At 61.7% G+C, this 26,379-nt stretch carries 21 protein-coding genes and 1 pseudogene; 19 read left to right on the forward strand and 3 right to left on the reverse strand.

Translation table 11 applies throughout. The features are described 5' to 3' along the window. The first annotated feature begins 10 nt into the window (after nt 1–10). Entirely contained in the window at nt 11–382 is a 372-nt protein-coding gene (locus RHM57_RS00735; RefSeq protein ID WP_322136555.1) for a hypothetical protein, read from the forward strand. 242 nt (nt 383–624) lie between these two features. Here RHM57_RS00735 and RHM57_RS00740 read toward each other — a convergent pair whose 3' ends face one another. Continuing rightward, a complete protein-coding gene (locus RHM57_RS00740) occupies nt 625–1,347 on the reverse strand; it encodes an EAL domain-containing protein (RefSeq protein WP_322140614.1) in 723 nt (240 codons plus the stop codon). Nucleotides 1,348–1,426: 79 nt separating this feature from the next. Here RHM57_RS00740 and RHM57_RS00745 point away from each other — a divergent pair, with 79 nt between their 5' ends. After that, nucleotides 1,427–2,143: a sugar transferase gene (locus RHM57_RS00745; protein ID WP_322189282.1), complete on the forward strand. Its 717-nt coding sequence runs from the start codon at nt 1,427–1,429 to the stop codon at nt 2,141–2,143. A gap of 3 nt (nt 2,144–2,146) precedes the next feature. Here RHM57_RS00745 and RHM57_RS00750 read toward each other — a convergent pair whose 3' ends face one another. Continuing rightward, a complete protein-coding gene (locus tag RHM57_RS00750) occupies nt 2,147–2,884 on the reverse strand; it encodes a CPBP family intramembrane glutamic endopeptidase (protein ID WP_322136553.1) in 738 nt (245 codons plus the stop codon). A 38-nt stretch (nt 2,885–2,922) separates the two neighbouring features. Further along, a complete protein-coding gene (locus RHM57_RS00755) occupies nt 2,923–4,668 on the reverse strand; it encodes a bifunctional diguanylate cyclase/phosphodiesterase (protein ID WP_322136552.1) in 1,746 nt (581 codons plus the stop codon). A gap of 400 nt (nt 4,669–5,068) precedes the next feature. Here RHM57_RS00755 and RHM57_RS00760 point away from each other — a divergent pair, with 400 nt between their 5' ends. From RHM57_RS00760 to gmd, 17 genes and pseudogenes are all read left to right on the forward strand, one after another. Further along, nucleotides 5,069–6,511: a polysaccharide biosynthesis tyrosine autokinase gene (locus tag RHM57_RS00760; protein ID WP_322140615.1), complete on the forward strand. Its 1,443-nt coding sequence runs from the start codon at nt 5,069–5,071 to the stop codon at nt 6,509–6,511. Further along, nucleotides 6,508–7,212, forward strand: a complete 705-nt coding sequence (locus RHM57_RS00765; RefSeq protein ID WP_322189284.1) for a low molecular weight phosphatase family protein — start codon at nt 6,508–6,510, stop codon at nt 7,210–7,212. Before RHM57_RS00760 ends, RHM57_RS00765 begins: the two co-directional genes overlap by 4 nt. A gap of 2 nt (nt 7,213–7,214) precedes the next feature. Then, entirely contained in the window at nt 7,215–8,207 is a 993-nt protein-coding gene (locus tag RHM57_RS00770) for a hypothetical protein (protein WP_322136548.1), read from the forward strand. A 111-nt stretch (nt 8,208–8,318) separates the two neighbouring features. Continuing rightward, on the forward strand, nt 8,319–9,806 hold the full coding sequence (locus RHM57_RS00775; RefSeq protein WP_322136547.1) for a sugar transferase: 1,488 nt from the start codon (nt 8,319–8,321) through the stop codon (nt 9,804–9,806). Nucleotides 9,807–9,974: 168 nt separating this feature from the next. Next, nucleotides 9,975–10,505: a hypothetical protein gene (locus RHM57_RS00780; protein ID WP_322140617.1), complete on the forward strand. Its 531-nt coding sequence runs from the start codon at nt 9,975–9,977 to the stop codon at nt 10,503–10,505. 199 nt (nt 10,506–10,704) lie between these two features. After that, entirely contained in the window at nt 10,705–12,411 is a 1,707-nt protein-coding gene (locus RHM57_RS00785; protein ID WP_322140618.1) for a DUF4012 domain-containing protein, read from the forward strand. 144 nt (nt 12,412–12,555) lie between these two features. Next, a complete protein-coding gene (locus RHM57_RS00790) occupies nt 12,556–13,977 on the forward strand; it encodes a polysaccharide biosynthesis tyrosine autokinase (protein ID WP_322140619.1) in 1,422 nt (473 codons plus the stop codon). Between the two features lie 131 nt (nt 13,978–14,108). Continuing rightward, nucleotides 14,109–15,599 (forward strand): sugar transferase, encoded by a 1,491-nt coding sequence (locus RHM57_RS00795; protein ID WP_322140620.1) that lies wholly within the window; start codon nt 14,109–14,111, stop codon nt 15,597–15,599. A 550-nt stretch (nt 15,600–16,149) separates the two neighbouring features. Further along, nucleotides 16,150–17,589: a hypothetical protein gene (locus RHM57_RS00800; RefSeq protein ID WP_322140621.1), complete on the forward strand. Its 1,440-nt coding sequence runs from the start codon at nt 16,150–16,152 to the stop codon at nt 17,587–17,589. A 50-nt stretch (nt 17,590–17,639) separates the two neighbouring features. Next, nucleotides 17,640–18,398, forward strand: a complete 759-nt coding sequence (locus RHM57_RS19510) for a hypothetical protein (protein WP_416172927.1) — start codon at nt 17,640–17,642, stop codon at nt 18,396–18,398. A gap of 215 nt (nt 18,399–18,613) precedes the next feature. Beyond that, nucleotides 18,614–18,940, forward strand: a complete 327-nt coding sequence (locus tag RHM57_RS19515; RefSeq protein WP_416172971.1) for a serine O-acetyltransferase — start codon at nt 18,614–18,616, stop codon at nt 18,938–18,940. A gap of 91 nt (nt 18,941–19,031) precedes the next feature. Next, nucleotides 19,032–20,342: an O-antigen ligase family protein gene (locus RHM57_RS00805; protein ID WP_322189287.1), complete on the forward strand. Its 1,311-nt coding sequence runs from the start codon at nt 19,032–19,034 to the stop codon at nt 20,340–20,342. A gap of 335 nt (nt 20,343–20,677) precedes the next feature. Next, nucleotides 20,678–21,256 carry a hypothetical protein gene (locus RHM57_RS00810; protein ID WP_322140623.1) on the forward strand — a complete coding sequence of 193 codons (579 nt, stop codon included), beginning with the start codon at nt 20,678–20,680 and terminating at the stop codon, nt 21,254–21,256. 58 nt (nt 21,257–21,314) lie between these two features. Further along, the gene (locus RHM57_RS00815; RefSeq protein WP_322140624.1) at nt 21,315–22,433 is read left to right on the forward strand and encodes a glycosyltransferase; all 1,119 of its coding nucleotides are present in this window, start codon (nt 21,315–21,317) and stop codon (nt 22,431–22,433) included. A gap of 347 nt (nt 22,434–22,780) precedes the next feature. Then, nucleotides 22,781–22,948 (forward strand): annotated as a pseudogene (locus RHM57_RS19520) (DapH/DapD/GlmU-related protein); the annotation flags it as partial. 1,108 nt (nt 22,949–24,056) lie between these two features. Further along, nucleotides 24,057–25,349: a glycosyltransferase gene (locus tag RHM57_RS00825; protein WP_322140625.1), complete on the forward strand. Its 1,293-nt coding sequence runs from the start codon at nt 24,057–24,059 to the stop codon at nt 25,347–25,349. Further along, nucleotides 25,346–26,377, forward strand: a complete 1,032-nt coding sequence (gene gmd, locus RHM57_RS00830) for a GDP-mannose 4,6-dehydratase (protein ID WP_322136533.1) — start codon at nt 25,346–25,348, stop codon at nt 26,375–26,377. The genes RHM57_RS00825 and gmd overlap by 4 nt, the downstream gene beginning before the upstream one ends. Nucleotides 26,378–26,379: the final 2 nt, after the last annotated feature.

Below are 26,379 nucleotides of genomic sequence, written 5' to 3' on the forward strand. Positions count from 1 at the left end.
CTCCAGCACGGTGTCCGGCGACACCGCCCGGATCACGCTGGATGACCTGTCCTTCGCGGGGGAGTCGGACTCGGTGCCGTATGCGTTCTCGATCTCGGGAGTGTGCGCCACGGTCGGGAGTGCCTCTGGCGCAAAGATCTGCCTCGATCAGATCCCCGGCTTCGCGAAGCTCGGAGCCCAGGATCTGCGGCTCATCGCCGTGCACGAAGGCGACGGCTGGTTCGTCAGCCCGTTGCGCACCGTGGCCGATGCGAGCTCGATCGTGATCAACCGGGTGGCGCAGCTGAGCCAGAGCGGCGAGCTCGCCGACCTCTTAACCACGACAGCGAATGCCCCGATCACCTCCGACGAAACGGCTCCCGTCGAGGAGGGTGCCTACTGAGGCCCCCGACATCCGTGCGCGGCCGCGACGGTTTTGGCAGGCCGCGCCGGTCTGGTGTCGCGGCCGCGTCGGTTTGCGCAGGCCGCGCCCGCCGTTTCGGGTGCGGCCTGCGGAAACGGTAGCGGCGGCGCGCGCGGCTGACCCGCGGATGCCCCGAGTCAGCGGGCGAGCTGGCCGGCGGCAATGCGCGAGCAGACCGCGGCGACGTCGGCGGATGCGGCCGGTCGCGAGAAGAAGAACCCCTACCCGTACTCGCACCCGTGTGCACGCAACCACTGCGCCTGCACCGCGGTCTCGATGTCCTCGGCGATGACGCTGCTTCCGAGGCCGCGCGCGAGCCCGAGGATCGACTGCACGAGCGGCGCATCCGTTTCGCGCAGCCCGATCGCCGAGATGAACCGGCGGTCGATCTTGAGCACGTTCGCGCGCACCTCGCTGAGCCGGGCCAAGTTCGAGAACCCGGTGCCGAAGTCGTCGATCGCGATCGCCGCCCCGGCCGCTTGCAGCTCGGCCATGTTGTCGTTCACCTCCGCGAACTCGGTGACGTAGTCGCTCTCGGTCAGCTCGATCTTGAGCGCACCGCGCGCGAGCCCCGAGCTGGACAGGATCGCGAGCACCCGGGCGGCGTACTGGGGGTCGCCGAGCTCGATGCCCGAGGCGTTGATGCTGACGAAGAACGGCGGATGCCCCGGCGGGGCCTGGATCGTCCAGCCCGTGGCCGTCGACATGGCCGTTTCGAGTACCCACTCCCCGAGGCGGGGCCTCATTCCGCTCGTCTCGCACAGCGGGATGAATTCCTCGGGGGAGATCGCGCCGCGTACCGGGTGCGTCCAGCGCAGCAGCGCCTCGACGCCCGCCGCGCGCATCGTGTCGAGGTCGATGATCGGCTGGTACACGACGGTGAACTCGCCGTTCGCGATCGCAAGGCCGACGGCGGCGGAGGAGGCGTACTGGCCGCCGTGCACCCGGGTGGTTCCCCGGCCTGAGCATCGCGGCGACCGCCGACGCCAGCACGACGATCGAGTCGCTCGTGAGCATGCCGTCGTGCCGGGAGAGCGCAACGCTGATCGACACCGCGAGACCGGACGGCACCACCTCGTGGTCGCCCCCGGCCTGACCGACCTCGGCGGCCCCCGCATCAACACCCGACCCGTCGCCGGCCTGCCGCTGATCCACGTGGAGACGCCCCGGTTCGAGGTCGGCAAGCGGTTCACGAAGCGCGCCTTCGACCTCGTCATCGGCGGGCTGCTGCTTCTCGTGCTGTCGCTCGTGATGGCGGTCACCGCGCTGTCGATCCGCCTTGTCGGCATCGGCCCGGTGCTCACCCGCGAGCAGCGCATCGGCAGCGGCGGCCGCCCGTTCACCCTGCTCGGCTTCGGGTCGGTGGATGCCCGGCGCCCCGGCGCGCCCCGGCGCGCCCCGGCGCGCCCCGGCGCGCGCCGGCGCCGCTTCGGTCTCGACGAATTCCCGCAACTGTTCAGCGTGCTCACCGGCACGATGTCCCTCGTCGGACCGCGCGCGCCGCTCGAGGACGAGGTCACGGGCTTCGACGGCCTCGAGCACCGCCGGTTCCTGATGAAGCCGGGCATGACCGGCCTCGGCGAGCTCTACGAGCACTCCACCCTGCCCTGGGAAGAACGGCTGCGCCTCGACATGTACTACATCGAGAACTGGTCGATCGTGGGCGACGTGATCATCCTCTGGCGCACCGCACGGGCCGCCCGCCGCCGCACCCGCCGCGGCCGAATCCGAGCCCGCTGACACCTACCCGAGCAGCGCCGGTACCACCACGAGCCCGTTGAACACCACGTGCGCGATGATCGCTACGCCGAGCCGCCCGGTGACCGCGGTGACGGATGCCGCCGCGAGCCCGAACACGAACGTCCCGGCCCCGACCACCCACAGGGCGGTCGGCGAACCGGCATCCACCACGTGCATCAGCGCGAACACCAGCGCACTAACCGTGCACGCGACGGACAGGGCCACCGGGCGGCGGGCATCCGTGGCCGCGGCGACCGCCTGCAGCAGGAGCCCGCGGAAGAACAGCTCCTCGATGAAGGGAGCGATCAGCACCGGGGCGAGGAGGGACAGCACGATCCACCACGCGTCGTGCGCGGGGGCGTCGAGCGTGGCGCCCGCGGTGCCCATCTGCCCGTAGCCGGCGATCTCGAACAGGCTCGCCACCACCCGGGTCAGCAGCCCGATCGTGAGCCCCCAGAGCAGGTCGAGCGGATGGAAGCGCAGCCCGAAGTCACGGGCGAGCGAGCGGGAGCCGCGCAGGTAACAGGCCACGAGCACGCTTCCGAGTAGCGGCACCCACACCACCAGGTAGCTGAGCACCTCGACAAGGCGCGGGTCGGTGAGGTAGCCGTGGCTGAGCGCCCAGTCGGCCGCGAGCACGAGCAGGATCGCCCCGACCGCGCCAGCAGCCGCGTCATCGAGGCCCCAGCGCACGCGCCGGGCCGGGGGAGAGGCAGGGGCAGCGGGTGTGGCGGGGCTCATGCACTCAAACTATCGTGTCGCCGGTGCGCCCCGCCCGCCTATTCAGGGCGCAACGCGGCCGAGCGCGCGCTCAGCCCCGCGCACACCGCGGCAAGGTCGGCGGATGCCACGGGCCGGGAGAACAGGTACCCTTGCGCGAAGCGGCACGCATTTTCCTCGAGCCAGTCAGCCTGGACATCCGTTTCGACGCCCTCGGCTATGACGCTGCTGCCGAGCCCGCGGGCGAGTCCGAGGATCGATTGCACGAGCGGGGCGTCGTCGGCGGCGCAGCCGATCGCCGAGACGAAGCGGCGGTCGATCTTCAGCACGTTCGCCCGCACCTCGCTCAGCCGCTCGAGGTTCGACGAGCCGGTGCCGAAGTCGTCGATCATGATCGGGATGCCCGACGTCTGTAGCTGGGCCATGTTCGCGTGCACCGCGCCGTACTCCACGACGTAGTCGCTCTCGGTGAGCTCGATCTTGAGCACGCCCGCCGGCAACGCCGCAGCCGTGCACAGCGCGAGCAGCCGGTCGGCGTAGTGCGGGTCGCCGAGTTCGATGCCCGAGGCGTTCACGCTCACGTAGAACGGCGGCGCCCCCGGCTCGACCGGCATCGTCCACGAAGACGCGATCGTCACGGCGGTGTCGACGATCCAGTCGCCCAGGCGCGGCATCGCGCCGCTCGCCTCGCACAGCGGAATGAACTCGACCGGCGAGATCGCGCCCCGGGTCGGGTGCGTCCAGCGCAGCAGCGCCTCGGCGCCGACCGCCCGCCGGGTGCGCAGGTCCACGATCGGCTGGAACACCAGACTGAACTCGCCGTTGGCGATGGCCTGCCCGACCGCGGTCGCGGTCGCGTAGTGCCCGCCATGGACGCGGGTGGTCCCGCGCCCCGCCCGCTTGGCGCTCGAGAGCGCCTCGGTCACCCGCGTGCGGAGCCCGGAGGCCGACTCGCCCGGCTCGTGGCCGGCGATGCCCGCGGAGAAGACATGGACATCCGCCCGCATGGCCTCGACCGCGGCCTCGGCTTGCCAGGTGGTCATGCCCGGCAGCAGGATCGCGAATTCGTCGCCGGCCGTGCGGGCGACAACTGCGCCCGAGTCCGGGCCGCCGAGCCGCGTGCACCGTGCGGCGAAGTCGATGAGAATCGTGTCGCCGTAGGACCGCTGGCGCACCTCGTTGGTGAGGGTGAAGTGGTCGAGGTCCACGAGCACGACCGTCGTCACGTCGCCGGGCGAGGCGCTCCGGACATGATCGTTGAGGATGCGTTTGAAGTAGATCCGGTTGCCGAGCCGGGTCAGGTCGTCGGTCTCCGACTTCAGTGTGCTCGTCACGAGCCAGTGCAGTCCGAAATTCGCGATGATCGCCGCAGGGATGATCAGGAGCAGATCGATGCCGCGCATGCCCGGGTGCACGAACAGCGCGGTCGTGACCAGCACCGTGCCGGCCACGGCGAACGGCAGCGACTGCACGATCGGCAGAAACATATAGGACAGCGCGAGGATCACGAGGATCCACGTGCTCATCGCGAGGGCCGAGGAGGTGGTGTCGGTCAGGTAGACGCTGACGGCGGTGTCGAGCAGTAGGAAGGTGAGCACGATCGTGCGCACGGCCCGGGTGAAAAACCGGCGAAAGAGAATCGACAGCAGCCCTACCGGCAGCGAGACACACGCGATGAGGACGAACAGGCCGGCGTGCGGGGCAACGCTCTCCTCCGGTGTGCCCACGTAGACGAAGAGCACGAGGGATGCGAACGTCGTCAGGCTGCCGAGCAGCAGCCCGGCCACCTTCGGGTTGTCGAACATTCCCGGATGGAACGTGACCATCAGCTCGGCGCGGAAAAATCTCCCCAGAGATTCTCTCCATCGGTGTGTGCGATTCCCCCCTGAATCATCCATCAGCCGGTTATCTGTGGTGGGGCCAGGGCTGGCCCGGTTCCGCACGCGGAAGACGACTCCCGCTGCACCTCGTTGTATGCAAATGTCGCGCCCATGCAGCGAGCCTACCGCCGCCGCTCCCGCCCAAACGGATGCCGCCGCTTGGCCGCCGCTCGCCCCACCCCCATTTGCCTAGATCCCCGACCCCCATTCGGGCACATTGCCCAGTCACGGACGGAGAGCGCGAACCTTATGTGACAACATGTCAGGGGCGCACGAATTGTGCCGCCGTGCGCCAAAAGTAAGTCAACACAGGAAAGGCCGCCTAGTGGAACTTCGCGACTACATTCGCATCCTCCACAAGAGCTGGGTGATGATCCTCATCTTCGTGCTCGTCGCCGTCGCGGCCGCGGCCACGTACTCGCTGATGCAGACCCCGAAATTCAGTGCCTCCGCCAAGGTCTTCGTGTCCACCCAGTCCACTGGCACCGCTCAGGACCTCGCCCAGGGCAACAGCTTCTCGGTGCAGCGGGTCAAGACCTACTCCGACCTCGTGGCCGCCCCTATCGTGCTCCTGCCGGTGATCGGCAACCTCGGGCTCGGCATCACTGCCGATGACCTCGCCAAGCAGGTCACGGCATCCGCCCCGCTCGACACGTCCATCATCGAGATCGCGGTCAGCGACACCGACCCCGTGCGGGCCGCCGACATCGCCAACGCCATCTCGATCAGTCTCGCCGCCGTCGTGCAGACCATTGAAACCCCCGAGTCCACCGCGACCGGCGTCGCCGGCGTCTCCCCGGTCAAGCTCACCCGGGCGCAGGAAGCCACCGTACCCAGCGCCCCGGTCAGCCCGAACGTACCTCTTAATATCGCCCTCGGCCTGCTCGTGGGCCTCGCCCTCGGCGTCGGTGCCGCGGTACTCCGCGAAACCCTCGACACCCGCATCCGCAACGAGCGCGATGTGGAACAGGTCACCGACATCCCCATCCTCGGCGGCATCGTCTTCGACTCGAAGGCCCAGGACCGACCCCTGATCGTGCACGTCGACCCGCGCAGCCCGCGGGCCGAAAGCTTCCGTACGTTGCGCACCAACCTGCAGTTCCTCGACGTCGGCCGCACGGACCGCAGCTTCGTGATCACCTCGTCGATCGAGAGCGAGGGCAAGAGCACCACCGGGGCAAACCTCGCCATCGCGCTCGCCGACTCCGGTGCCCGCGTCCTGCTCGTCGACGCCGACCTCCGCCGCCCGAAGATCGCCGACTACATGGGCATCGACGGCACCGTCGGCCTCACCGACCTTCTCGTCGGCCGCGCCGATCTGGCCGACATCATCCAGCCGTGGGGGCGCTCCAAACTGTTCGTGCTGCCGGCCGGCCAGGTGCCGCCCAACCCGAGCGAACTGCTCGGCTCCGCCCGGATGACTTATTTCGTCGGCGAATTCAACAAGAACTTCGACGTCGTCATCTTCGACGCCCCGCCGCTGCTCCCGGTGACGGATGCCGCCATCCTGGCCAAGAGCGTCGGCGGCGCCCTCGTCGTCGTGGCCGCGGGTCGCGTGCACAAGAACCAGCTCACCGGCGCCATCGCCGCACTCGGAAACGTCGGGGCCTCGGTGTCCGGGCTCGTCCTCACGATGCTGCCGACCTCGGGGGCGGATGCCTCGGGTTACGGCCGCTATGGCTACGGCTATGGTTATGGCGCCGATGATGCCGATACTGTGGACATCACCCCCCGAAATGGGGTCCGAAAGGTGAAGGTGCGAAATTGACGATTGACCCAGACCCGACGGCCCCAGCCGCCGAGCCTCCGTTCAGCATTCTGGTCGTCTGCACCGGAAACATCTGCCGTTCGCCGCTCGCCGAACAGCTGCTCACCACACGACTCACGAACGCCGGTATCCCCGTACTCGTGACGAGTGCCGGCACCTATGCCATGGTCGGCAAGGGCATGCCCGATGAAGCCGCCGCCCTGTCCGTGCGCTACGGCGGGGACCCGCGCGCCCACGTCTCCCGGCAGCTCACTGCGCGGCTCGTCGCCGACGCCGACCTGGTCGTGACTGCCGACCGCGAACACCGTGGCGAGGTGGTCTCCCTCTACCCGCGCGCTGCCCGCTACGCCTTCACCCTCAACCAGCTCGCCCGTCTGATCGACGGCCTCCGCGACGCCGAATTCGCCGCAGCGGAACACGCCGCCGCCGAACGAGCAAGCACAGTCAGCGACACCAGCGAACACCGCGGCGACGACGGTGCCGCGGTGCCTCTCACCGCCGCCGACACCCTCCGCGCCTACATTGCCGAAATCGCGGCCAGCCGCGGCCTCACCCCACCGCCCTCCGACCCGGCCGACGACGACATCGAAGACCCGTACCGTCGCTCCCTCGCCACCTACGACCGTGTCGGAGCCGCGATCGACGCCTCGGCCGCGACGATCGCGACGGCGCTCACCGGCGCACTCACCAAGGTGGCCTGACCATGGCACGCAACGTCCGCCACGTGCCGAGGGACAGCTCCCGCCGCCGAGTCTGGGTCTACGTCGGCGTCGCCGCATTCATCCTCTTCGACATCCTGCTGATCCTTTGGGCGATCAACTCCACCCGGGCCACCGCCAGCGGTTCGGCTCCGCGCCCCATCCCCACCTACACGACGGCCCCGGCAACGCCGGTGGCCACGCCGACCGCAACGCCCAGGCCGACCCCGACCGCCGGCGCAGATTCCGCGGGCATCGTCCCGGTCCCGGCCACCCGCATCCTCTCGGCCGTCAGCGCCACCACCGCATGGCGTGCCTCGACCGGCGCCTGCCCCGCCACGGCCGCCACCCCCGAACTCACTACCGATTCGGGCGCCACCTGGGCGAGCACGGACGCCACCGGCCCCACCAAGGTCACCGCGGTTCAGAGCCTGTCCGCGACCTCCGCGACCACCGTCACTCTCATCGGCCTCACCGCCGCCGGCTGCGCACCCGAGGTCGTCAAGACCTTCGTCTCCGGCGACAACTACAAGGCCTACCCCGAGCAGGTCGGCACCAGCTGGTACGTCAACCCGGCCAACCGCGCCGTCGTGCACGCCCCCGCCGGCCAACACCCCGCCCCCTGCGACGCCGTCGTTTCCCTCGCTCCCCGGAGTGACACCGCCGCGGCCGCGCTCTGCGGCGACGGTCGCCTCTTCACTACGACGGATGCGGCCGTCACCTGGTCCACCCCGGCAACCCTCCCCGGTGCGATCGCCCTCGCCCCCGCCACCTCGGGCTACCTCGTCGTCTCGGCGGGCCGCCCCGAGTGCGCCGGCGCCCAGCTGCTCACCGTGACCGACGCTCTCGTACCCACCGTGGCCGGCTGCTACGCCGTGAGCACCCCGTCGACGGCCATGGCCGGAACGGTCGCCGTCTCCGAGGCGGCCGGAACCATCTGGCTCTGGGCCGGCGAGCAGGTCGTGCGTTCCACCGACTCCGGAGCGACCTTCAAGTAACACCCCCTCAATGGGGTACGTCGTTCGTTCCTAGACTGATAGCTGAGCGAGACACCCCGAATGTGTCTGTGCACCCGGATCCTTCCGGGCGCGCACCCGTTCGGAGGAGACATGAGCGCATCCACGGCGTCCCCCGTCGAGAGCACCGCATGCCCTCCTGCCGCGCGCGATTGGCGGCGAACCTACGCCCGTCGACTGATGTTCACGGACTTCCTCGTGCTCATCTGGGTCATGTTCGGCGTGCAGATGCTGTGGTTCGGGGTGGATGCCGCCACTCTGTCCATGAGTCGCAGTCACGTTGACCTCGCCGTGAGTTACAGCATCGTCTCGGTCGTGCTCATCGCCGCCTGGATGATCATCCTGGCGGCGTACGACACGCGCGGTCTCCGGGTGCTCGGAACCGGACCCGACGAATACAAGCTCATCGCCAACTCGTCCCTGCACCTCTTCGGGCTTCTGGCCCTGGTCGCGTACCTGTTCCATATCGACGTGGCCCGCGGCTACATTCTCATCGCTTTCCCGCTCGGCATCGTGGTGCTCATCTTCTCCCGGTGGATGTGGCGCCAATGGCTGGTTGTCCAGCGCACCTACGGCCAGTTCTCGTCCCGCGTGATTCTGGTCGGGTCACCCTCCTCGACGGCGCGCATCAACCGTGAACTGTCCCGCCAGCCCGGCGCCGGCTACTGGGTCGTGGGGGCCTGCGTCACCGGCGCTTCCGCAGGCGACGTGCTCCCGGGCACCCAGGTGCCGGTCTTCGGATCCATCGACACCGTCCATGCGGCCATCGACGTGACGGGTGCCGACACGGTCGTCGTCACGGGCGCCGACGAAATGACCGCTCAACTCATCCGCGAGCTGAGCTGGAGCCTGGAACCCGGGCTGCAGCACCTCGTGGTCGCTCCGCGACTCATCGATGTCGGTGGTCCGCGCATCCACATGCGCCCGGTCGCCGGGCTGCCGCTCATGCATGTCGAGACGCCGAGCTACGAAGGCCGCAAGATCCACACCAAGCGCGCCTTCGACCTGGTGGTATCCGGTCTCCTTCTCGTAGTCCTGTCGCCGGTGTTCGCACTGGTCGCTCTCGCCATTCGGGTGGGCGACGCCGGCCCGGTGCTGTTCAGCCAGGCCCGGGTGGGATTCCACGGCGACACATTCCGCATGTTCAAGTTCCGCTCCATGGTCGTCGACGCGGAAACCCGGCTCGCGGACACCAGCACCCTCCACCGCGCCGAAGGCAATGTCGTTCTGTTCAAGATGAGAAACGACCCCCGGATCACGCCTCTCGGCCGATTCCTGCGCCGGTGGAGCCTCGACGAACTGCCCCAGCTCGTCAACGTCTTCCTCGGCACCATGTCTCTCGTCGGGCCGCGCCCGCCCCTCGCTGCAGAAGTCGACCAGTACGAGAGCCATGTTCATCGCAGGTTCCTCGTCAAGCCGGGAATCACCGGACTGTGGCAGATCAATGGCCGATCTACGCTCTCCTGGGAAGACAGTGTGCGGCTCGACCTGTATTACGTGGAGAACTGGTCGCTCGCGGGAGACTTCACGATCCTGTGGCGCACGGCGAAAACCGTTCTCCAGCGCACCGGTGCTTACTGATCACCGGCAAAAGCCACCCCAGTGCGAGGGTCATTTCGGCGGGTCGGCGGTCGTGGGGCCTCCCGGCCCTGACTTCAGCTGTGAATCTACCCTATGGTGAAGACGTGCTTCCAAGACGTTCGCACGCGCCGGCACATCCAATCACGTTTCAGCAGGGGGGATTCACTCATGGCAAAAAAGGCTTTCGCAGCGGCAGCGCTCACGATTCTGGCTATCTTCGCCGCACCCGCCGCCGCCAACGCAGCCGGCTATGTACCCCCGACCAATGACAGCGTTACCGGCACCCCGGTTGCCGGCGGCAGTGTCGCGGTCGATTTCATCGCCGGTTCTTACACCAACGGCGAGACCGTCAACATCTCGGTAGACGGTTCCGGAACCGCCACCCTGTCGGCCGTCAAGGCCAACGTTGCCACGCTGGCCAAGGCCGCGACCGCAACCGGGTCGTTGGCCGTCAAGGTCACCCTGCCGACAAACGCCACCGGCTCCTACACGCTCACCGGAACCGGCGCGACGTCCGGCCTCATCGGCACCTCGACCATTACCGTCGTCGCAGCGGACGCCGGCACCTCTGCCGGACTCGCGAGCACCGGATACAACGCCCCGATGCTCCTCATCTGGAGCGCAGCGGGCGCCGTCCTCCTCGGCATCGCACTGGTCCTCGTGCTCGGCTATGTTCGTCGCAAGCGCGCCAACGCGTAATACCCCGCGCTGACCCCGGCGCACAGCTTTTCGACAGGCCCCGAGCACACGCTCGGGGCCTGTCGTTTTTGTCTGGTTTACTAGACGAATGTCCCACGCGCACGCATCTGCACCGGTCCAGGGTCGGCGTCGACGGGGACGACGAATTTGGCTCTCGGTAGGTATCCCCCTTGTACTACTCGTCGGGATCGTCGCCTGGGTGGGCGTACGCGCCTACCTCGCCAAGGGTGAGCTCGAGGCCGCCCTTCCGCTCGCGGCGCAGATCCAGGCCCAGGTGGTCGCCGGCGATGGCGAATCGGCCCAGCCAACGGCCCGTGCCCTGTCCGACCATTCCGCGAGTGCCGTAGCTCTCACCAGCGACCCGGTCTGGCGGGCATTCGAAGGCATCCCGGTGCTCGGCCCTAACCTCACGGTGGTTCGTCAGCTCGCCGCCGCGACCGACGACATTGCCCAACAGGCCGTCCTTCCCCTCGCGAAGATCGCCGGAACCATCAGCCTGAGCGACTTCAAACCGGTCAACGGTGCGATCAACCTCAATCCGATGACCGATGCCCAGCCCCAGATCGATGCGGCCGATGCAGCTCTCGCCGCCGTGAAACAACGTGTCGACGCGATCGATACTACGGACACGCTGTCCGTGGTGACTGGCGCAGCCGAGAAACTCTCCTCCTCGGTGGATAAGGCAGCCGCTGCCGTAAACACGCTCGATCGGGCCGTGCGTGTTGTGCCCGGCATGCTCGGGGCCTCCGGGCCACGCAACTATATCGTGCTGTTCCAGAATCCCGCGGAACTGCGGGCCTCGGGCGGCATTCCCGGTGCGCTCGCCCTTATCCACACGGAAAACGGCGCGATCACCCTCGAACAGCAAGCCGCTGGCACTGACTTCCCGCATTACGCGCAACCGGTCTTGCCTCTTCCAACAGATACGCGAGGGCTTTACGGCGACATAGTCGGCGAATATATTCAGGACGTCACTCTCACGCCGAATTTTCCGCTATCGGCGTCACTCGCGCGCGAGATGTGGAAACGCCAGTTTGGTGTCGAGGCAGACGGCGTCATCTCCATCGACCCGGTGGCCCTCAGCTATCTCCTTAAAGCCACCGGCCCCATCACTTTGGCGACGGGCGACGTCCTTACCTCGGACAATGCCGTACATCTCCTGCTAAGCGATGCCTACGCGCGGTACACGAAGCCAGCCGACCAGAACGCATTCTTCGCGGGGGCCGCCTCGTCGGTATTCTCGGCGTTGGCCGGCGGCGGCGCTAACCCGAAGTCGCTCCTCGAGGCGTTCGGCCAAGCGGGTGCCGAACGACGCGTTCTGGTTTGGAGCGCACACGATGACGACCAGGCTGTTCTCCAGGACACTTCCTTGGCCGGTCGTCTACCGGTGACCGACGCCGACACGACGCGGTTCGGCGTCTACCTCAACGATGCCACTGGCGCAAAAATGGACACACATCTCGACGTGCAGGTAGCTGTCGGCAATGCTGTCTGTCGACAGGACGCGCGGCCGTATTATGCCGTGACTGTGAATCTGAAGAACACGGCACCCGCCGATGCGGCGAAGTCATTGCCCGAATATGTGACGGGGGGAGGTCATTTTGGTGTCACCCCCGGAAACGTGAAGACGATCGTATCGGTTTACGGGGCACCAGATATGCAGAACCTGGGCGTCATGCGAGACAACGTCGTCATCGGCTACCACCCGGCGACTGATGCGACCTATCCGGTTAGCGCATCTAGCATCGAATTGGCTCCAGGAGAGAGTGCGGTTCTCACATTTGGATGGCTAGGGGCTGGACCTCTAACGAGTGATGTCTCTGCTCAGATCACTCCTGGTACTTCGCGAGTTGTCGCAACGAATGCGTCGTCACGCTGCGATTCCTTGCTCTGGCCACAGCGATGACTATCTCTTGACCGTCATATGTCGGGGGTGTTAACGCTGCGTCCGACAGGCATTCTTTGACGCACCGTAGGTCGCAACTGTGGCACCATAATGGGGGGCGTCAGAAGTCGGCCTCGAAAGTGAACGTCATAGGAAGGCCGCTGAGTGGAACTTCGCGACTATATTCGGGTCTTACGTAAGAGCTGGGTCCTCATCGTACTTCTGTTGCTCGTTGGTCTGGGAGCGGGTGCCACCTACTCTTTGACGACAACGCCTCTATACAATGCGTCGTCAAAGGTCTTCGTCTCAACGCAGGGCGGAGGCACAAGCCAGGAGCTGGCGCAGGGCAATACCTTTACTGTGGCCAGAGTGAAGACGTATGCCGATCTAGTGGCTACACCGATCGTTCTCCTTCCGGTGATTGGAAGCCTCGGGCTTAACATGACTTCCGTTGATTTGGCAAAGCAGGTCACGGCTTCAGCGCCTCTTGACACGTCGATTATTGAAATCGCCGTCCTGGACCCGGATCCCGTGCGGGCCGCCGATATTGCCAATGCCGCTTCTCAGAGCCTTACTGCCGTTGTCCAGTCCATCGAGACTCCCGAAGCCATTGACGCCGTATCGCCCGTCAAACTCACCCGGGCACAAGAAGCAACTGTGCCCAGCAAACCAGTGAGCCCTAACGTCCCGCTAAATATTGCGCTTGGTGCTCTGATAGGACTTGCTCTAGGAATCGGCTTAGCAGTCCTACGCGAAGCGATGGAGACTCGCATTCGAAATGAGCGCGACGTCGAGCAGGTTACTGATGTGCCGATCTTGGGCGGAATCGTCTTCGACCCGAAAGCCAAGGAACGCCCGCTCATCGTGCATGTGGACCCGCGAAGTCCCCGGGCTGAGTCGTTCCGTTCTCTTCGAACGAATCTCCAGTTCCTTGACGTGGGTCGGACAGAACGCAGCTTCGTCATAACATCGTCTATAGAAAGCGAAGGAAAGAGCACCACGGGTGCAAACCTCGCGATCGCACTGGCTGATGCTGGCGGCCGTGTTCTTCTCATTGACGCCGATCTGCGGCGCCCAAAGATCGCAGACTACATGGGTGTCGAGGGGCGTGTTGGACTCACCGACGTCCTAATCGGTCGAGCGGAATTGTCCGACGTTATTCAGCCGTGGGGCGAGGGTCGTCTCTTCGTACTCCCGGCAGGCAAGATACCGCCTAACCCCAGTGAGCTGTTAGGTTCAGCCCGAATGGCCGATCTCATTGCGCAATTCAATCTCACCTTTGACGTAGTGATCTTTGACTCGTCGCCATTGCTGCCTGTTACGGACGCGGCAATCCTCGCGAAGAATGTGGGTGGGGCCATCATCGTGGTCGCGGCCGGCCGCACCCACAAGAATCAACTTAGGGGCGCAATCGCAGCATTGGGGAGTGTCGGTGCACCGGTTTCGGGACTCGTGCTGACCATGCTGCCGACCAAAGGCCCTGATGCTTACGGATACGGTCACTACGGCTATGGATATGGCTATGGGTATACCCAGGACGTCACGGACGAAAAGGTCCGGAGCCGCGCGCGCATCAAGAAGGTATAGATCGACTGAATTTCGTTGGTTAATGCCACCGTAACCACAATGGGGTACCTTCTTGCCTACGTCGTCGTGGCCTGGCGTTGGCGTCAATCAAATCGAGACATGGCGGAAAGTGTAGCGCCATGAGGAGCAATATGAAAAAGCGCACTGGCATAGCCGGGGTACCTATTGAGATCGAACAGACCGGCGGGCGAAATTGGCGGGTTTCATATGCCGCTCGCCTTGTCGCTTCTGATCTTCTTGTCCTGATTTGGGTAGTTTTCGGGGTCCAAATCGCTTGGTTCGGCATCGCAGCCTCGGATGTGCAATTTCGAGGTAGCCTCGCGGACACAGCGATCAGCTATTCAGTAATCTCCATTGTGCTCATTGTGACATGGATGATTTCCTTGGGTATCTATGGCTCGCGAGGCTACCGAGTGCTGGGCACTGGCTGGCAGGAGTACCGCTTAGTGGCGGGAAGCACTGTCCGTCTTTTCGGTCTGGTGGCGTTAATCGCCTATCTCTTCCAGATCGATTTAGCGCGAGGCTATATTCTCATCGCGTTTCCTCTCGGACTGGCAGTTCTCGCTCTTTCGCGTTGGATGTGGAGACAATGGCTTGGAGTGCACCGTCTCGATGGGCGCTATTCCTCCCGAGTGCTCCTAGTCGGGTCGGAAGTGTCCGCAACGCATTTGGCTCGTCAATTGGCGCGCCAGCCCAAAGCCGGTTATCTCGTCGTCGGGGCCTGTATTCCCAGCGGGCTCGTAGCGGGGTATCTACCGGACAGTGCAATACCTGTGTTCGGAAATCTCGACAAATTGCAGGCGGCGATGACCGCAGTGGGCGCCGACACGGTTGTGATTACCAGTAGTGACGAGCTGTCACCAGAACGAGTTCGAGAATTGAGCTGGAGCCTGGAACCAGGCAGACAACACCTAGTCGTCGCACCGAGCTTGACGGACATCGGTGGTCCACGTATCCACACCCGACCGGTTGCCGGATTGCCGCTCATCCATGTCGAGACGCCAAGGTTCGAAGGCCGGAATTTCTTTGCTAAGCGTGCCTTCGATCTATTGTGCTCGGGTTTGCTTATAGTCGTACTTTCGCCGTTCCTCCTAATCATCGGAGCCGTAATTCGGCTCAGCACACCTGGGGATGTGCTATTTCGGCAGGAGCGAGTGGGTATTAACGGTCGACACTTCAGCATGCTGAAGTTCCGATCTATGGTTACAGATGCAGAAGCACTGCTAGTCGGGCTCCGGGATGAAGCGCGCACTGAAGGCAACTCCGTACTCTTCAAGATGAAGGAGGACCCTCGAGTTACTCCCATCGGAAAGTACCTTCGACGTTATAGCCTCGATGAACTTCCGCAGTTGTTCAACGTATTTGGTGGTTCGATGTCCTTGGTCGGGCCAAGACCCCCCCTAGAACGGGAAGTTGCTGAATATGAGAATCACGTTCATCGTCGATTCCTCGTGAAGCCCGGTATTACGGGCCTCTGGCAGGTAAGCGGTAGGTCCAACTTGTCGTGGGAGGACACGGTACGCTTGGATCTCTACTACGTCGAGAACTGGTCGATCACTGGAGACATCGTGATCTTGTGGCAGACGGCCCGTGCTGTGTTAGCAAGCGATGGTGCTTACTAATGTGCAATGCAGCAACCGGAATGGTGCGCATCGGATACCACTCGATCGCTGATCTGCGGGGCGATCGTTGCTGGGTTGTCTTAAAGACTTCAGGACGACCGCAGTTTTGCGGTGGCTTCGCTCGAAGCGCCGCTACAGTTCCCTGGAACCCGCCAGCTGCTCAGACTCATCTTTCACTTGGTACACCGCGACTGTGGCGCTCTTTCTTCAGAAGAGGAGTACGGTCGCAGAGCGCAATCCCGGCTCGAATAGCCATACCGCAGTCGCAGTCGCAGTCGCAGTCGGGGCAGGGATTTGTAGAGCGGATTTCTCGGGCCCCTAGAGACCTATCGCAAGAGGGCACGGGGCTGCGCCGTAATCCCAAGGCGGAATCCCTCGAGTTCGCGAAGCATGCTGTTCACGGGCGCGGATACCGAAACGAAAGACCGGACTTTTCGTGGGACGATGGAGTGTGGGTTGGCTTCCACGACGAAGGAAGTCTTGTTGGAGTAGGTCGAGCTGAAACTCCGAGGCATCGATACCATTCGGTCCGGGCGAAAGATGGCGCAAATTGAATGCCGTTCGGTCTCGGCGTCTCGGCAGTGTCGGGCTTAGCGCGCTTGTCCGCGTTGGTACATTTCCCGTCACCGCGCTCGCAACATTCCTGACAACTTCTCTAGTCATTGGTCATGCTGGAGCGGCTGGCTATGCCGCGATTGCGGTAGTAATAACCCTTTCCCAGTTGGTGCCCTACGCCGATCTCGGGATAGGGGCCGGTGTCATTAACGCGATCTCCATGTCGGAGGTAGATGATCCGATTCGCACAAAGGCGGTGGCCAGCGCGATCCGCGTGATGCTGGTGTCAATGATCATTGTCTCGAGCCTGGGCTTGCTCGGAATGACCTTCTTCTCATGGTCCGAGGTCCTGAGTCTCGAAAACTCTGGGTTGGGCCGCCTTGATACTGTGACTGCTCTTGTGATCGTGATCTTCGCAGCTACGATTCCGATGGGGATTGGACAACGGGTGCTTTTGGCGCTCATGATGAATCCGATCGCGATCGTAGTTAATTCGCTAGGGCCGATACTGAGTCTCCTGGGCACCGCAGTGATCGTTGGAATGGGCCTTTCTCCAGAGCTATTAGTTTTCCCCCCGGTCGTTGGTGGCCTGATTAGCTCCTTTGTATCCTTGTGGATCGCGACCAAGCGGATTCGATTCCGATGGTTGACTATCTTCCAATACCGCAAGTTTCATCTCCCCGGGCTCCTATCTCAGGGGATGTGGTATCTCATGATTAGTGTTGTTTCGGCTTTTGCCTTTCAATGGGGGCGGATCGTTCTCGCCTCTCGTGGAACGCTTGACCAAGTTGCCACATACTCAATTGCAATGCAGTTCTATGCGCCACTGTGGTCCTTCTTCATTGCGGCTGGAACGTCGCTCTGGCCCATATTTGCGCGCAATAGGTCGCGGAATGAGAGTAATTCGGCGCTACTTTTGCGAATGGTTCTCTACTTTGCAGGTGCCGGTTTGATTTGCCTTATCGGACTTATGTTGTTCGGGCCGTGGCTGGCCGGCGTGATTTCGCATTCGGCGGTGGAAGCAAGCGCAATGATATTCCTGGGATGTGGTCTCCTGATCATTGTTCAATCGGTCCAGCTAGTTCTCGGCGTCTCACTTACTTCTCCACGGGACCTTCGATTTCAGGCGCTTTGGGGCATCCCGATGGCTGCATCCGTGATTGGTGCCACTTGGCTATTCGTGCCTGCCCTCGGAGCAATAACGCCCTTCTTGGCTGCCGGTGTTGGAGTTCTGTCGTTTCAGGTATTTCCTAATGTCTTTCGTGTGCGCGCAAATAGCCGTTCGCTACGTGAGACCACTGCAAATCCGGAACTTGAGACTGTTGCCCAATTATCTAGAAGATCTCAGCATCCGGGAGAGTACGACCGTCGAGATCATGGTTCGCCAATTCGAAGTATTGATAGGAGATTGAAATGGCACAAATCGGAATGGTGATTCCGACGTTAGGTACGCGCCCAGCATGGCTTCGCGGTACCTTGAAATCAATGTTCGAACAGCGTGGCGTTGATCTTAAGGTTGTCATCGTGACACCTCGTCCGGACGAGGTGAGACTGATTGCGGCTGGGACTCCCGCGGTTGTGGTTGCGTCAGACACGCCGGGGATATCGGCGGCCGTCAATGAAGGATGGGCGGAGCTATTAGACTCGACTTTCCTGGCTTGGCTTGGCGACGATGACCTACTTGCACCGGGATCTCTCCGCATTTCGCAGGACGCGCTAGTCAGAAACGCGGCGGCTTCCGGCACGTACGGGTGCGTGCGATACATTGACGCCGCGAATGAGACTCTCTTCGTTGCTCGGCCCGGTCGCTTTGCGAGCGCTTATCTGCCCTGGGGTAAAGACTTGGTCCCCCAGCCGGGTAGTCTATTTCGCCGTGAAGCAGTCGAAGCCGTTGGCGGACTGGATACCAGTCTTCGATATGCGATGGATTTTGATCTGTTCCTAAAGCTTCGAACCACTGGGCCACTCCTCTACCTTTCATCCGAGGTCGCGTCGTTCCGACTGCACCCCGGCAGCATCACGGGTGCGAACCAGTCGAGCGTGGAAGCCGAAAGCGTTCGTGCCAGGTTCCACTCCGCACGAGTGAACTCCATACGTAGGTCGCTGGCGCCCCTTCAATCGGTCACTGATCGGGCGCTATACAAGCTATCTCGGCGACCGGGGGGTGTGGTTCCACAAATGCTCGGGCGCGACTATGTACTCGAGGTCTATAGTCATGCCGATCTCGACGGCTCAACGACATGAAGAACTACGGCCGAATGGTTTCGACGACCCCAGGATTCCGATTTAGTTGGGTCTTTCAAGATTTTGCTGCGAACGCCCACAGGCCCCGCACTCGTCTCCTATTGGCCACATTTAGGTTGGCGCAGGCGGCCCGACATCCATTTTCCGACCGTCCAAGTCTGCTGTCATATTTTGTAACTGCGTGGTACGTGTTCATTTCCGAATGGGTTCTCGGGATGGAGTTGCCGGTTAAGACTCACGTCGGCTCTGCGCTGCAAATCGTGCACGGTTTCGGCCTTGTAATTAATGTGGATAGCCGACTTGGTTCTGACGTCGTTATTCGCCAAGGCGTCACCATCGGCAATAAGGGTGACGGTGGTGCTTCGCCTACTGTCGGAGATGGCGTATCGATTGGATCCGGAGCTTGCGTTATCGGGGCTGTTACCATTGGAGCTCGAGCGCGAATTGGCGCAAATGCGGTCGTAGTAACGGACGTACCTGCAGACGTTTCCGTCGTTGGAAATCCTGGACGAATCCTTTTAGACCGGGCTCCAGGGGTTTGAGTAAGTGACTGAACCATTTGTTATTACGCTCGTCACTGGATCCTCTCTAGTTGCGGCGTGGGTCTGGCTTCGCGGCGTACGTCGTGGTGACGTGGTTTCCAAGTGGAATATCACGACCACCTATGTGGTCCTCATAGCTTGGCTCCTGTTGGCATCATCGGTGTTCACACAGTTTGATGGCGGAAACGTATCCATAGTTAACGTCTTCGGGCAGACGACGATACTTGCTAATCCTCGAGCGGCGCAAATAATGCAGCTCGCTGGCTATGCCATTATCGGAATTGGATTCCTCACCTTCTTTGTGTTCGGTATCGTCCGAAGGAACCGCCTATCGACTCCCCTGCTGCTCATGGGGCTTCTGGTGGTGATGACGGATTTCTCTTCTGCCATCGCGGGTGCGTCTGCCATTGGGAACCCTCGCATCATCGCCTTATTCGCACTGTTTCTGGGTGCTTCAGTGCTGCCGCGCGGCGGTGGCGCTCGGCTCGGGGTGGCGTTTTTTGGATTCTCTGTCTGCGTCGCAAGTGGCATTTTCCTGCTAGTGAACTATGCCGCCGCGTTTAGGACATGCCGTGTAGACAAGTGCGGCCCGCTCGGTAATCTTTTCTTTGGAGTGACTACCGGGGAAAACACAATCGGTCTTATAGTCGCCACCTCAATCCCGTGCATATTCCTTGTGTTGCGCGGCGCGACACGTTGGATCCTGGCGGTTTATCTCCTTAGCGTGGTCTACATCTCTGGTAGTCGAACGGCGCTGCAAGTCGCCCTTATCGTAACGATTCTTGTCGTGGTAACGGGCATGAGTTCCACGTCGATGGGCGGAATTTGGCGACGGTTTTTGACGATTGGGACGGCATCGGTCGGATTAGCTCTTGGCATTGTGCTTCCCTATCTGCCCCTGAATCCAACTGATTTTACAAACCGCGCCTATTTGTGGAAGCTTGCTTCTGCTCAACTAGAGGACAGTCAACTTTTTGGATTCGGCGCGCTCATCTGGGGAAATCAGGTTGCTGTGGGCACAATCTCCAGAGATGAGGCATATTCTGTCCACAATCAATGGCTCGATATTAGATACACGACCGGGGCATTAGGTATAGCACTGTTCATCATCTTGATCGTGATTGCGCTGCGGCAGGCGGATAAGTGGACCGCCCCCCAGACCGCGCTCTTGTTCATCCCGGTAATCTATTCGGGTCTACTCGAGCGCACGTGGGCATTTGGCTTGCTCGACGTCTTTGGGTGGATGGCAGCGGCCACCCTGCTTGCACTTGAGCCTGCGGCTGAACCGGCTGCAAACACCTCTTCTGTGCTGACGGAAGCACTCGCACAAAGAGGACATGGCACGGACCGAGTGCTTACCGGTCTAGACAACACGAATCCGAGGGGAGCGCACGGGAATTGATCAAGCGAAATTCTTATCTGCGTCTAGTCGCGCGAATACGATCGGCCATACAGACTCGAGTGGACCGCATCTGCGCCCAATTTTGGGTACGACTACCGCTTGGCGTTATGGGGCCAACCCGCGATCCACGAAGCGTCGACGATGCAACTCGAGTCATTGCGCTGACCACTTATCCGCCTCGCATTGGCGCTGTGCATTTGACGATTCGAAGCTTGCTTAAACAATCGATAGCCGTTGATGCGATCTACCTTGTCCTCTCGACCCTTGAGTTCCCGGGCGGTGAGTCGGACCTCCCTCCCAATCTACGGCGACTACTTGCCGCTACAAAAGGCAGAGTGAATGTCCATTTCACGCCCGAAAATATGCGGTCGTTCAAGAAGCTTCTTCCGATCATCGAAATCTACCCGGAGGCGACTATTTTAACTGCGGACGACGACGTTCTTTACTGGCGATCCTGGGCTCAACAGCTCGACGCGGCCAGTCTGACCTTTCCTGGAACAGTAGTCGGAACCAGAGGAACTCTGATAAAAATGGAGGGCAATCGTGCCCGCCCATACACGGAATGGCCGGTAGCAGAGGCCGGTGTACCCGGCCAACTCGTTTTTCTGACCGGTCGGGGTGGCATTCTTTACCCGCCACATTCGCTGGATCCGCGGGTTCTTGACTGGGCGACGGCTTCTCTCATTTGTCCGTCCGCGGACGATATCTGGTTCAAGGTCATGGCATCTTTGGCGGGCATCGAAGCGGTAAAGATAGACACCGGTCGCGAATATCCATCAAATGGTGCAAGCCAAGGCAGCGCACTTTGGCGTCGCAACGTCCTCAAGAACGAGAATGACGTGGCTTTCGAGGCGGTTGTGGACCGCTTTGGCCTTTGGGATACATACCTCACCGCACAAAAGCTTCGACGTTGAAGGTGCTAATCGTCGATTGCCTCGCATATCTTTCCAGTTCACGTTGAGAGGTCCTCAAATGTACAGAAAATCGCCGGCCAGTAAATTCGATGCGTTATATCTCGCCGTCCTTCCCTTCTATCGGGAGTATTGCATCCAGGAGCTCAAAGCTGATTTGTCTTTGGACGTGATCCTGTTGGCTGGTGATCGGCACGTCGATCCCACAATTCGAACCGGAATCAGTAGGTCCTTATATGTGCAAGTTAGAAACTACGTCCTTGCTGGACGCGTACTTGTCCAGCTAGGGGGGTGGCGCACAGCGATCAGCGCCAACACCACGATCCTCGACCTCAATCCGCGCAGCCTCACGGCGTGGACATTGCTGGGTTTCAGACGCATTCTGGGTAGGCGAACGCTCCTATGGGGCCATTTGCACCCTCGCTCCGGAAGAGGCAGTCGGACGGCGGTGCTACGCCGCTCGATGCGGCGTCTTTCGAACGGGACGGTGCTCTACGGGTACGATAGCGTTCCCTTTGCGCTCGCAGAACTCCCAGGGTCGCCCGTCTGGGTGGCGCCGAACTCTTTGTACGCAAGGGATGCCTTGACTGTACCGGCCAATGAAGGCCCGTACACCAGCGTCCTATACGTGGGGCGCCTCGTTTCCGATAAGAAAGTAGACCTGCTCATCCGAGGATTCTTGAGGAGCGATCTTGCAACCCGCGGCGTGCGGCTTGTCATCGTCGGAGAGGGCGCCGAACGAAAGGTCCTCGCCGACCTTGTGTCGGAGCTTGGCGGCAATGCTTCGGTAACCTTTCTCGGCCAGGTCGCCGATGTGAATGACCTTCGCCATCTCTATGAAGACGCTCTGTGCTCCGTATCGCCGGGTTACGTTGGGCTAAGCCTCACACAAAGCCTCGGGTTTGGCGTTCCTATGCTGATCTCAAGGGACGAACCGCATTCTCCCGAACTCGAGCTCGCTCGAATCGGTGGCGTCGAGTTCTTCGAGACTGACTCGCCGCTTGCACTTGCGGCCGCTCTTGATGCGCTCGCGCCTGCCGGCAATGCATGCGAGCGACAGCGAATCAGCATCGCAATTCGGAAGACCTATTCGGCGGAAGCCATGGCGGCGGGGATCGCGTCGGCACTCAAGAACACCAAACAGGAACTCGGAGATGATGGATGGCCGTCGAATCGGTAGTCAAGGTACCCAAGAACCGCAGCCGTATCCCAGCACCGCTAGAGGGAATTGTTCGTACATTGCAGCGACGACTAATGATCCATGGGCTGGTGACGTACGGCAAGAACTTGCGAATGGGTAGTGATAGCACCTTGAGTTCGGTGCACGGGCTCAGAGTCGGTCACAATGTTTCGATTGGCCAGCGCACAGTCATCGAAGTCGACGGTGCAATCGGAGACTACTGCCTGATTGGGCGCGGGGTGCAGATTGTCGGTCGTGTGGATCATTCGATCGACGAGGTGGGAATTCCAATGGCGTTCTCGACGTGGGTTGGAGACCGACCCGCAGTCCCGCAGGATGCCGTACAGATTGGAAGTGATGTGTGGATTGGCGGTGGCGTCATTATTCTCGGAGGGGTCACTATCGGCGAGGGGGCCGTGCTTGGCGCTGGTGCTGTGGTGACACATGACATTGAGCCTTACGGAATTGCCGTCGGGAATCCCGCTCGAGTCATCCGGAAACGATTCGATTCTGATGCTCAGAGGCACGTGCACAGTACCGCTCTCCGTGTCGATAGTTCCGACGTGAGCGATAAGGGGTAGTTGAGCACATCACCACAATCTCTTGTGTCTTGCCGCGGTGGCGCGAGGCAGATCTGGAGCCGGTGTGAAGTGCTGCCAACATCCAGTTGGACAGGCGACTCGTTTTCCGGAGCGCCATCGAGCCAACACTTTATGCGCGGAATCGCGGCCCGAGATCCTCTGGGCTACGGGGGCCCCAGACCCGATTTGCAGGAATCGCACCGTTCACAGTTGTTCCGGGTGTCACGAGTGCCGAACGACCGATATCAGCGCCGCCGAGGACAATGCATCGGGAAGTCACCCAAGCCCCGTCGCCTATCCGAATCGCCTTGGTAATCAGCGCCATGTCGCGACGATGGGCGTGGCTGCCTGTCGTTAGGAATGTCTCTTGCGAAATTGAAACATCATGTCCGATAAATACGTCGTCTTGATTGTGGAACCAAACCCCTTCGCCGATCCAAGAGTTCGCTCCTACGTGCAGCTTCCACGGGAACTTCACTCGGGTTCTGGGCCGGAATATAACACCTGGGCCAATGTCTGCACCGAATGCCCTCAGGACCCGAACGCGAAGCCCGGAACTGACTTGCCATGGATTCGTAACGAACAACAGCTCCGCGACAGCCCAAAGATAGATCACAAACTTAGGGCGGTCCCATGCTTCTCTCGAGCCAGGGGCTGCAGCAAGGCTGATGACCGGAATCTCACTTGGGTCCAGTTCATCAGACGGCCTATTCGTCATCTTGTCCTCGCCGTGTCGCGGATGGTCCTCCCGTGGGACACGCCCTAGGAGTTTCGGTCAACACCGTAAGCCTAGGGCCCACGTTCGCCTGCAACGGGGGTGGGAATCGCGCTCGGCTGACACGGGTACGGAAGGTCGTTCGGATGATGCCCTTACGTCATGAGAATGAAATCATGCTGTAACCCGAAGGGGGGAGGCCCGAAACTGGACGACGCTAGGGTGTTAGTGAGTTCAGGAGCGCCTGTTTCGGGACCGGGCACACCTCCAGTTTGAGTAGTTGAACTGACTTTGAGCAAGTATCAAGAACCAGAAAGCAGATCGTCATTGACCAAGCAGACTCAGCTGAAGGTGCTCGTCATCGGCCTGAACTTCTCACCGGAGGTCACCGGGATAGCGCCATACACGAGTGGGCTTGTTCAGGGGCTTGTGGAACGCGGCTTCGCCGTCGATGTCATAACGGCACATCCTCACTACCCGGAGTGGAAAGTGCATGCCGGCTATGGCGGTGGAAAGACGTCCGAATTTCTAGATGGCGTTCGCGTCACACGGTTGCCGCACTACGTTCCATCCAGGCCCGAAGGCCTAAAGCGTTTGGCTTCTGAGATTTCCTTTGGAATACGCGTCATGTTTGCGAAATGGGGTCGCCCAGACGTGATTGTGATGGTGTCGCCAGCGCTTTTTTCGACCGCCCTCGCGATGCTCAGAGCGCGGATGAGCCACCGAAAGCGCATTGTTAACATTTGGATACAGGACCTCTATAGCTTGGGAATGGCCGAAACTGGGACCGGTTCAGATTTCATCACCAGGGTAGTGACTTGGGTAGAGAGGGTCACGATCGCGGCAGCATCGGGCGTGGTCGTAATTCATCCCCGGTTCGCCGCCCACCTGGGTGAAAAGTTCGGCATCGGATCTGCGCAAATTGAGGTAATTCGAAACTGGACCCACCTCAAACCGACGCCACCCTTCGATTTCACCGCCGTCCGTGCGACTCACGGCTGGAATCCCGATGAGACCGTTGTCCTACACGCTGGGAACATGGGGGTTAAGCAGGCTCTCGGGAATGTGGTCGAAGCCGCACGACTTGCGGAAGCACAGGACCTCCCGGTCCGCTTCGTTTTATTGGGAAACGGAAGTCAACGAGACGCGCTCATCGCCCAAGGAAGAGGCATCTCTCGACTGCAGTTCATTGATTCTCTCGACGACTTTGGTTTCCAAAGGGCACTCGCATCTGCAGATATCTTGTTGGTCAACGAGAAGCTCGGTGTTTCCGAGATGGCCGTGCCCAGCAAACTGACGTCTTATTACAATGCAGGTCGGCCCGTGATCGCGGCAACCGATCGACGAGGGGTGACTGCGGCCGAAATCGAGTCAGCGGGGGGAGGAGTCGTTGTAGACGCCGAAGTCCCGCAGGCAATAATCGATGAGGCAATTGGGCTCCGGGACGACCCAGCGCGCGCTGCTTTGTTCGGCGCGAATGGAATGCGCTACCGCGCAGACGTCCTAGGGCAAGAAGTGGCCATTGACCGATTTGCTCAATGGCTAAGGGGCTTGACGTCAATGCAGGACCATGTCGATGGTCACTCGCGTTCGTTAGGCAAAGATGGAGGAAATTCATGACAAAGCGCGCTCTCATCACTGGAATTACTGGTCAGGATGGTTCGTACCTTGCCGAGCTCTTGCTCTCGAAGGGTTACGAGGTGCACGGGCTAATTCGACGTGCTTCGACGTTCAATACGGCCCGAATTGATCACCTGTATGTTGACCCGCACGACCCCGAGGCCAAGTTGTTCCTTCACTATGGCGATCTCAGTGACGGCAGCCGCCTTGTAACTCTGCTCGCCGAGATTCAGCCGCACGAGGTCTACAACCTTGCTGCGCAATCGCATGTTCGTGTGTCCTTCGACGAGCCCGAGCACACCGGTGACACGACGGGTATGGGCACCATCCGCCTGCTCGAGGCCGTACGCATGTCTGGTATTGAGACACGGTTCTACCAGGCGTCGAGCTCGGAGATGTTTGGGGCTACTCCGCCACCTCAGAATGAGGAGACCCCGTTCTACCCCCGCTCGCCGTACGGCGCAGCCAAGGTTTACAGCTACTGGATCACTAAGAATTACCGCGAGGCATATGACATGTTTGCCGTGAATGGAATTCTCTTTAACCACGAATCTCCGCGCCGTGGCGAGACTTTTGTTACTCGAAAGATCACACGCGCCGTCGCAGCCATCAAGGCGGGTAAACAGGATCATGTCTACCTCGGCAACCTCGATTCGATCCGTGACTGGGGCTACGCCGCAGAATATGTAGAGGGCATGTGGCGCATGCTGCAGGTTGACGAGCCCGATGACTTTGTCCTTGCCACCGGCGGAAACTTCACGGTGCGGGACTTCGTGGCAACCTCGTTCAGCCACGCCGGCCTCAAATGGGAAGATCACGTGCGCTTCGACGAGCGATACTTGCGCCCCACGGAGGTGGACGCACTCGTTGGCGACGCCTCCAAAGCTGAGGCCAAGCTTGGCTGGAAGGCCACGGTCGACACCGCTGAACTCGCCCGCATCATGGTGGACGCCGACATCGTCGCGCTCGAGCATGCGGGTGGCCACTGGATCGACGAGGTCAAGCTCGCGAGCTGGGGTACGAAGTAGTC

This window comes from Cryobacterium sp. 10S3 (assembly GCF_034344045.1).
GTDB lineage: Bacteria > Actinomycetota > Actinomycetes > Actinomycetales > Microbacteriaceae > Cryobacterium > Cryobacterium glucosi.

Coding starts and splice junctions, on each gene's coding strand:
- RHM57_RS00750 (WP_322136553.1), bottom strand. CDS start 2,884: ATGAGCCCCGCCACACCCGCTGCCCCTGCCTCTCCCCCGGCCCGGCGC.
- RHM57_RS00755 (WP_322136552.1), bottom strand. CDS start 4,668: ATGTTCGACAACCCGAAGGTGGCCGGGCTGCTGCTCGGCAGCCTGACG.
- RHM57_RS00770 (WP_322136548.1), top strand. CDS start 7,215: ATGGCACGCAACGTCCGCCACGTGCCGAGGGACAGCTCCCGCCGCCGA.
- RHM57_RS00775 (WP_322136547.1), top strand. CDS start 8,319: ATGAGCGCATCCACGGCGTCCCCCGTCGAGAGCACCGCATGCCCTCCT.
- RHM57_RS00780 (WP_322140617.1), top strand. CDS start 9,975: ATGGCAAAAAAGGCTTTCGCAGCGGCAGCGCTCACGATTCTGGCTATC.
- RHM57_RS00795 (WP_322140620.1), top strand. CDS start 14,109: ATGAAAAAGCGCACTGGCATAGCCGGGGTACCTATTGAGATCGAACAG.
- RHM57_RS19510 (WP_416172927.1), top strand. CDS start 17,640: ATGTTCGAACAGCGTGGCGTTGATCTTAAGGTTGTCATCGTGACACCT.
- RHM57_RS19515 (WP_416172971.1), top strand. CDS start 18,614: ATGGAGTTGCCGGTTAAGACTCACGTCGGCTCTGCGCTGCAAATCGTG.
- RHM57_RS00815 (WP_322140624.1), top strand. CDS start 21,315: ATGTACAGAAAATCGCCGGCCAGTAAATTCGATGCGTTATATCTCGCC.
- gmd (WP_322136533.1), top strand. CDS start 25,346: ATGACAAAGCGCGCTCTCATCACTGGAATTACTGGTCAGGATGGTTCG.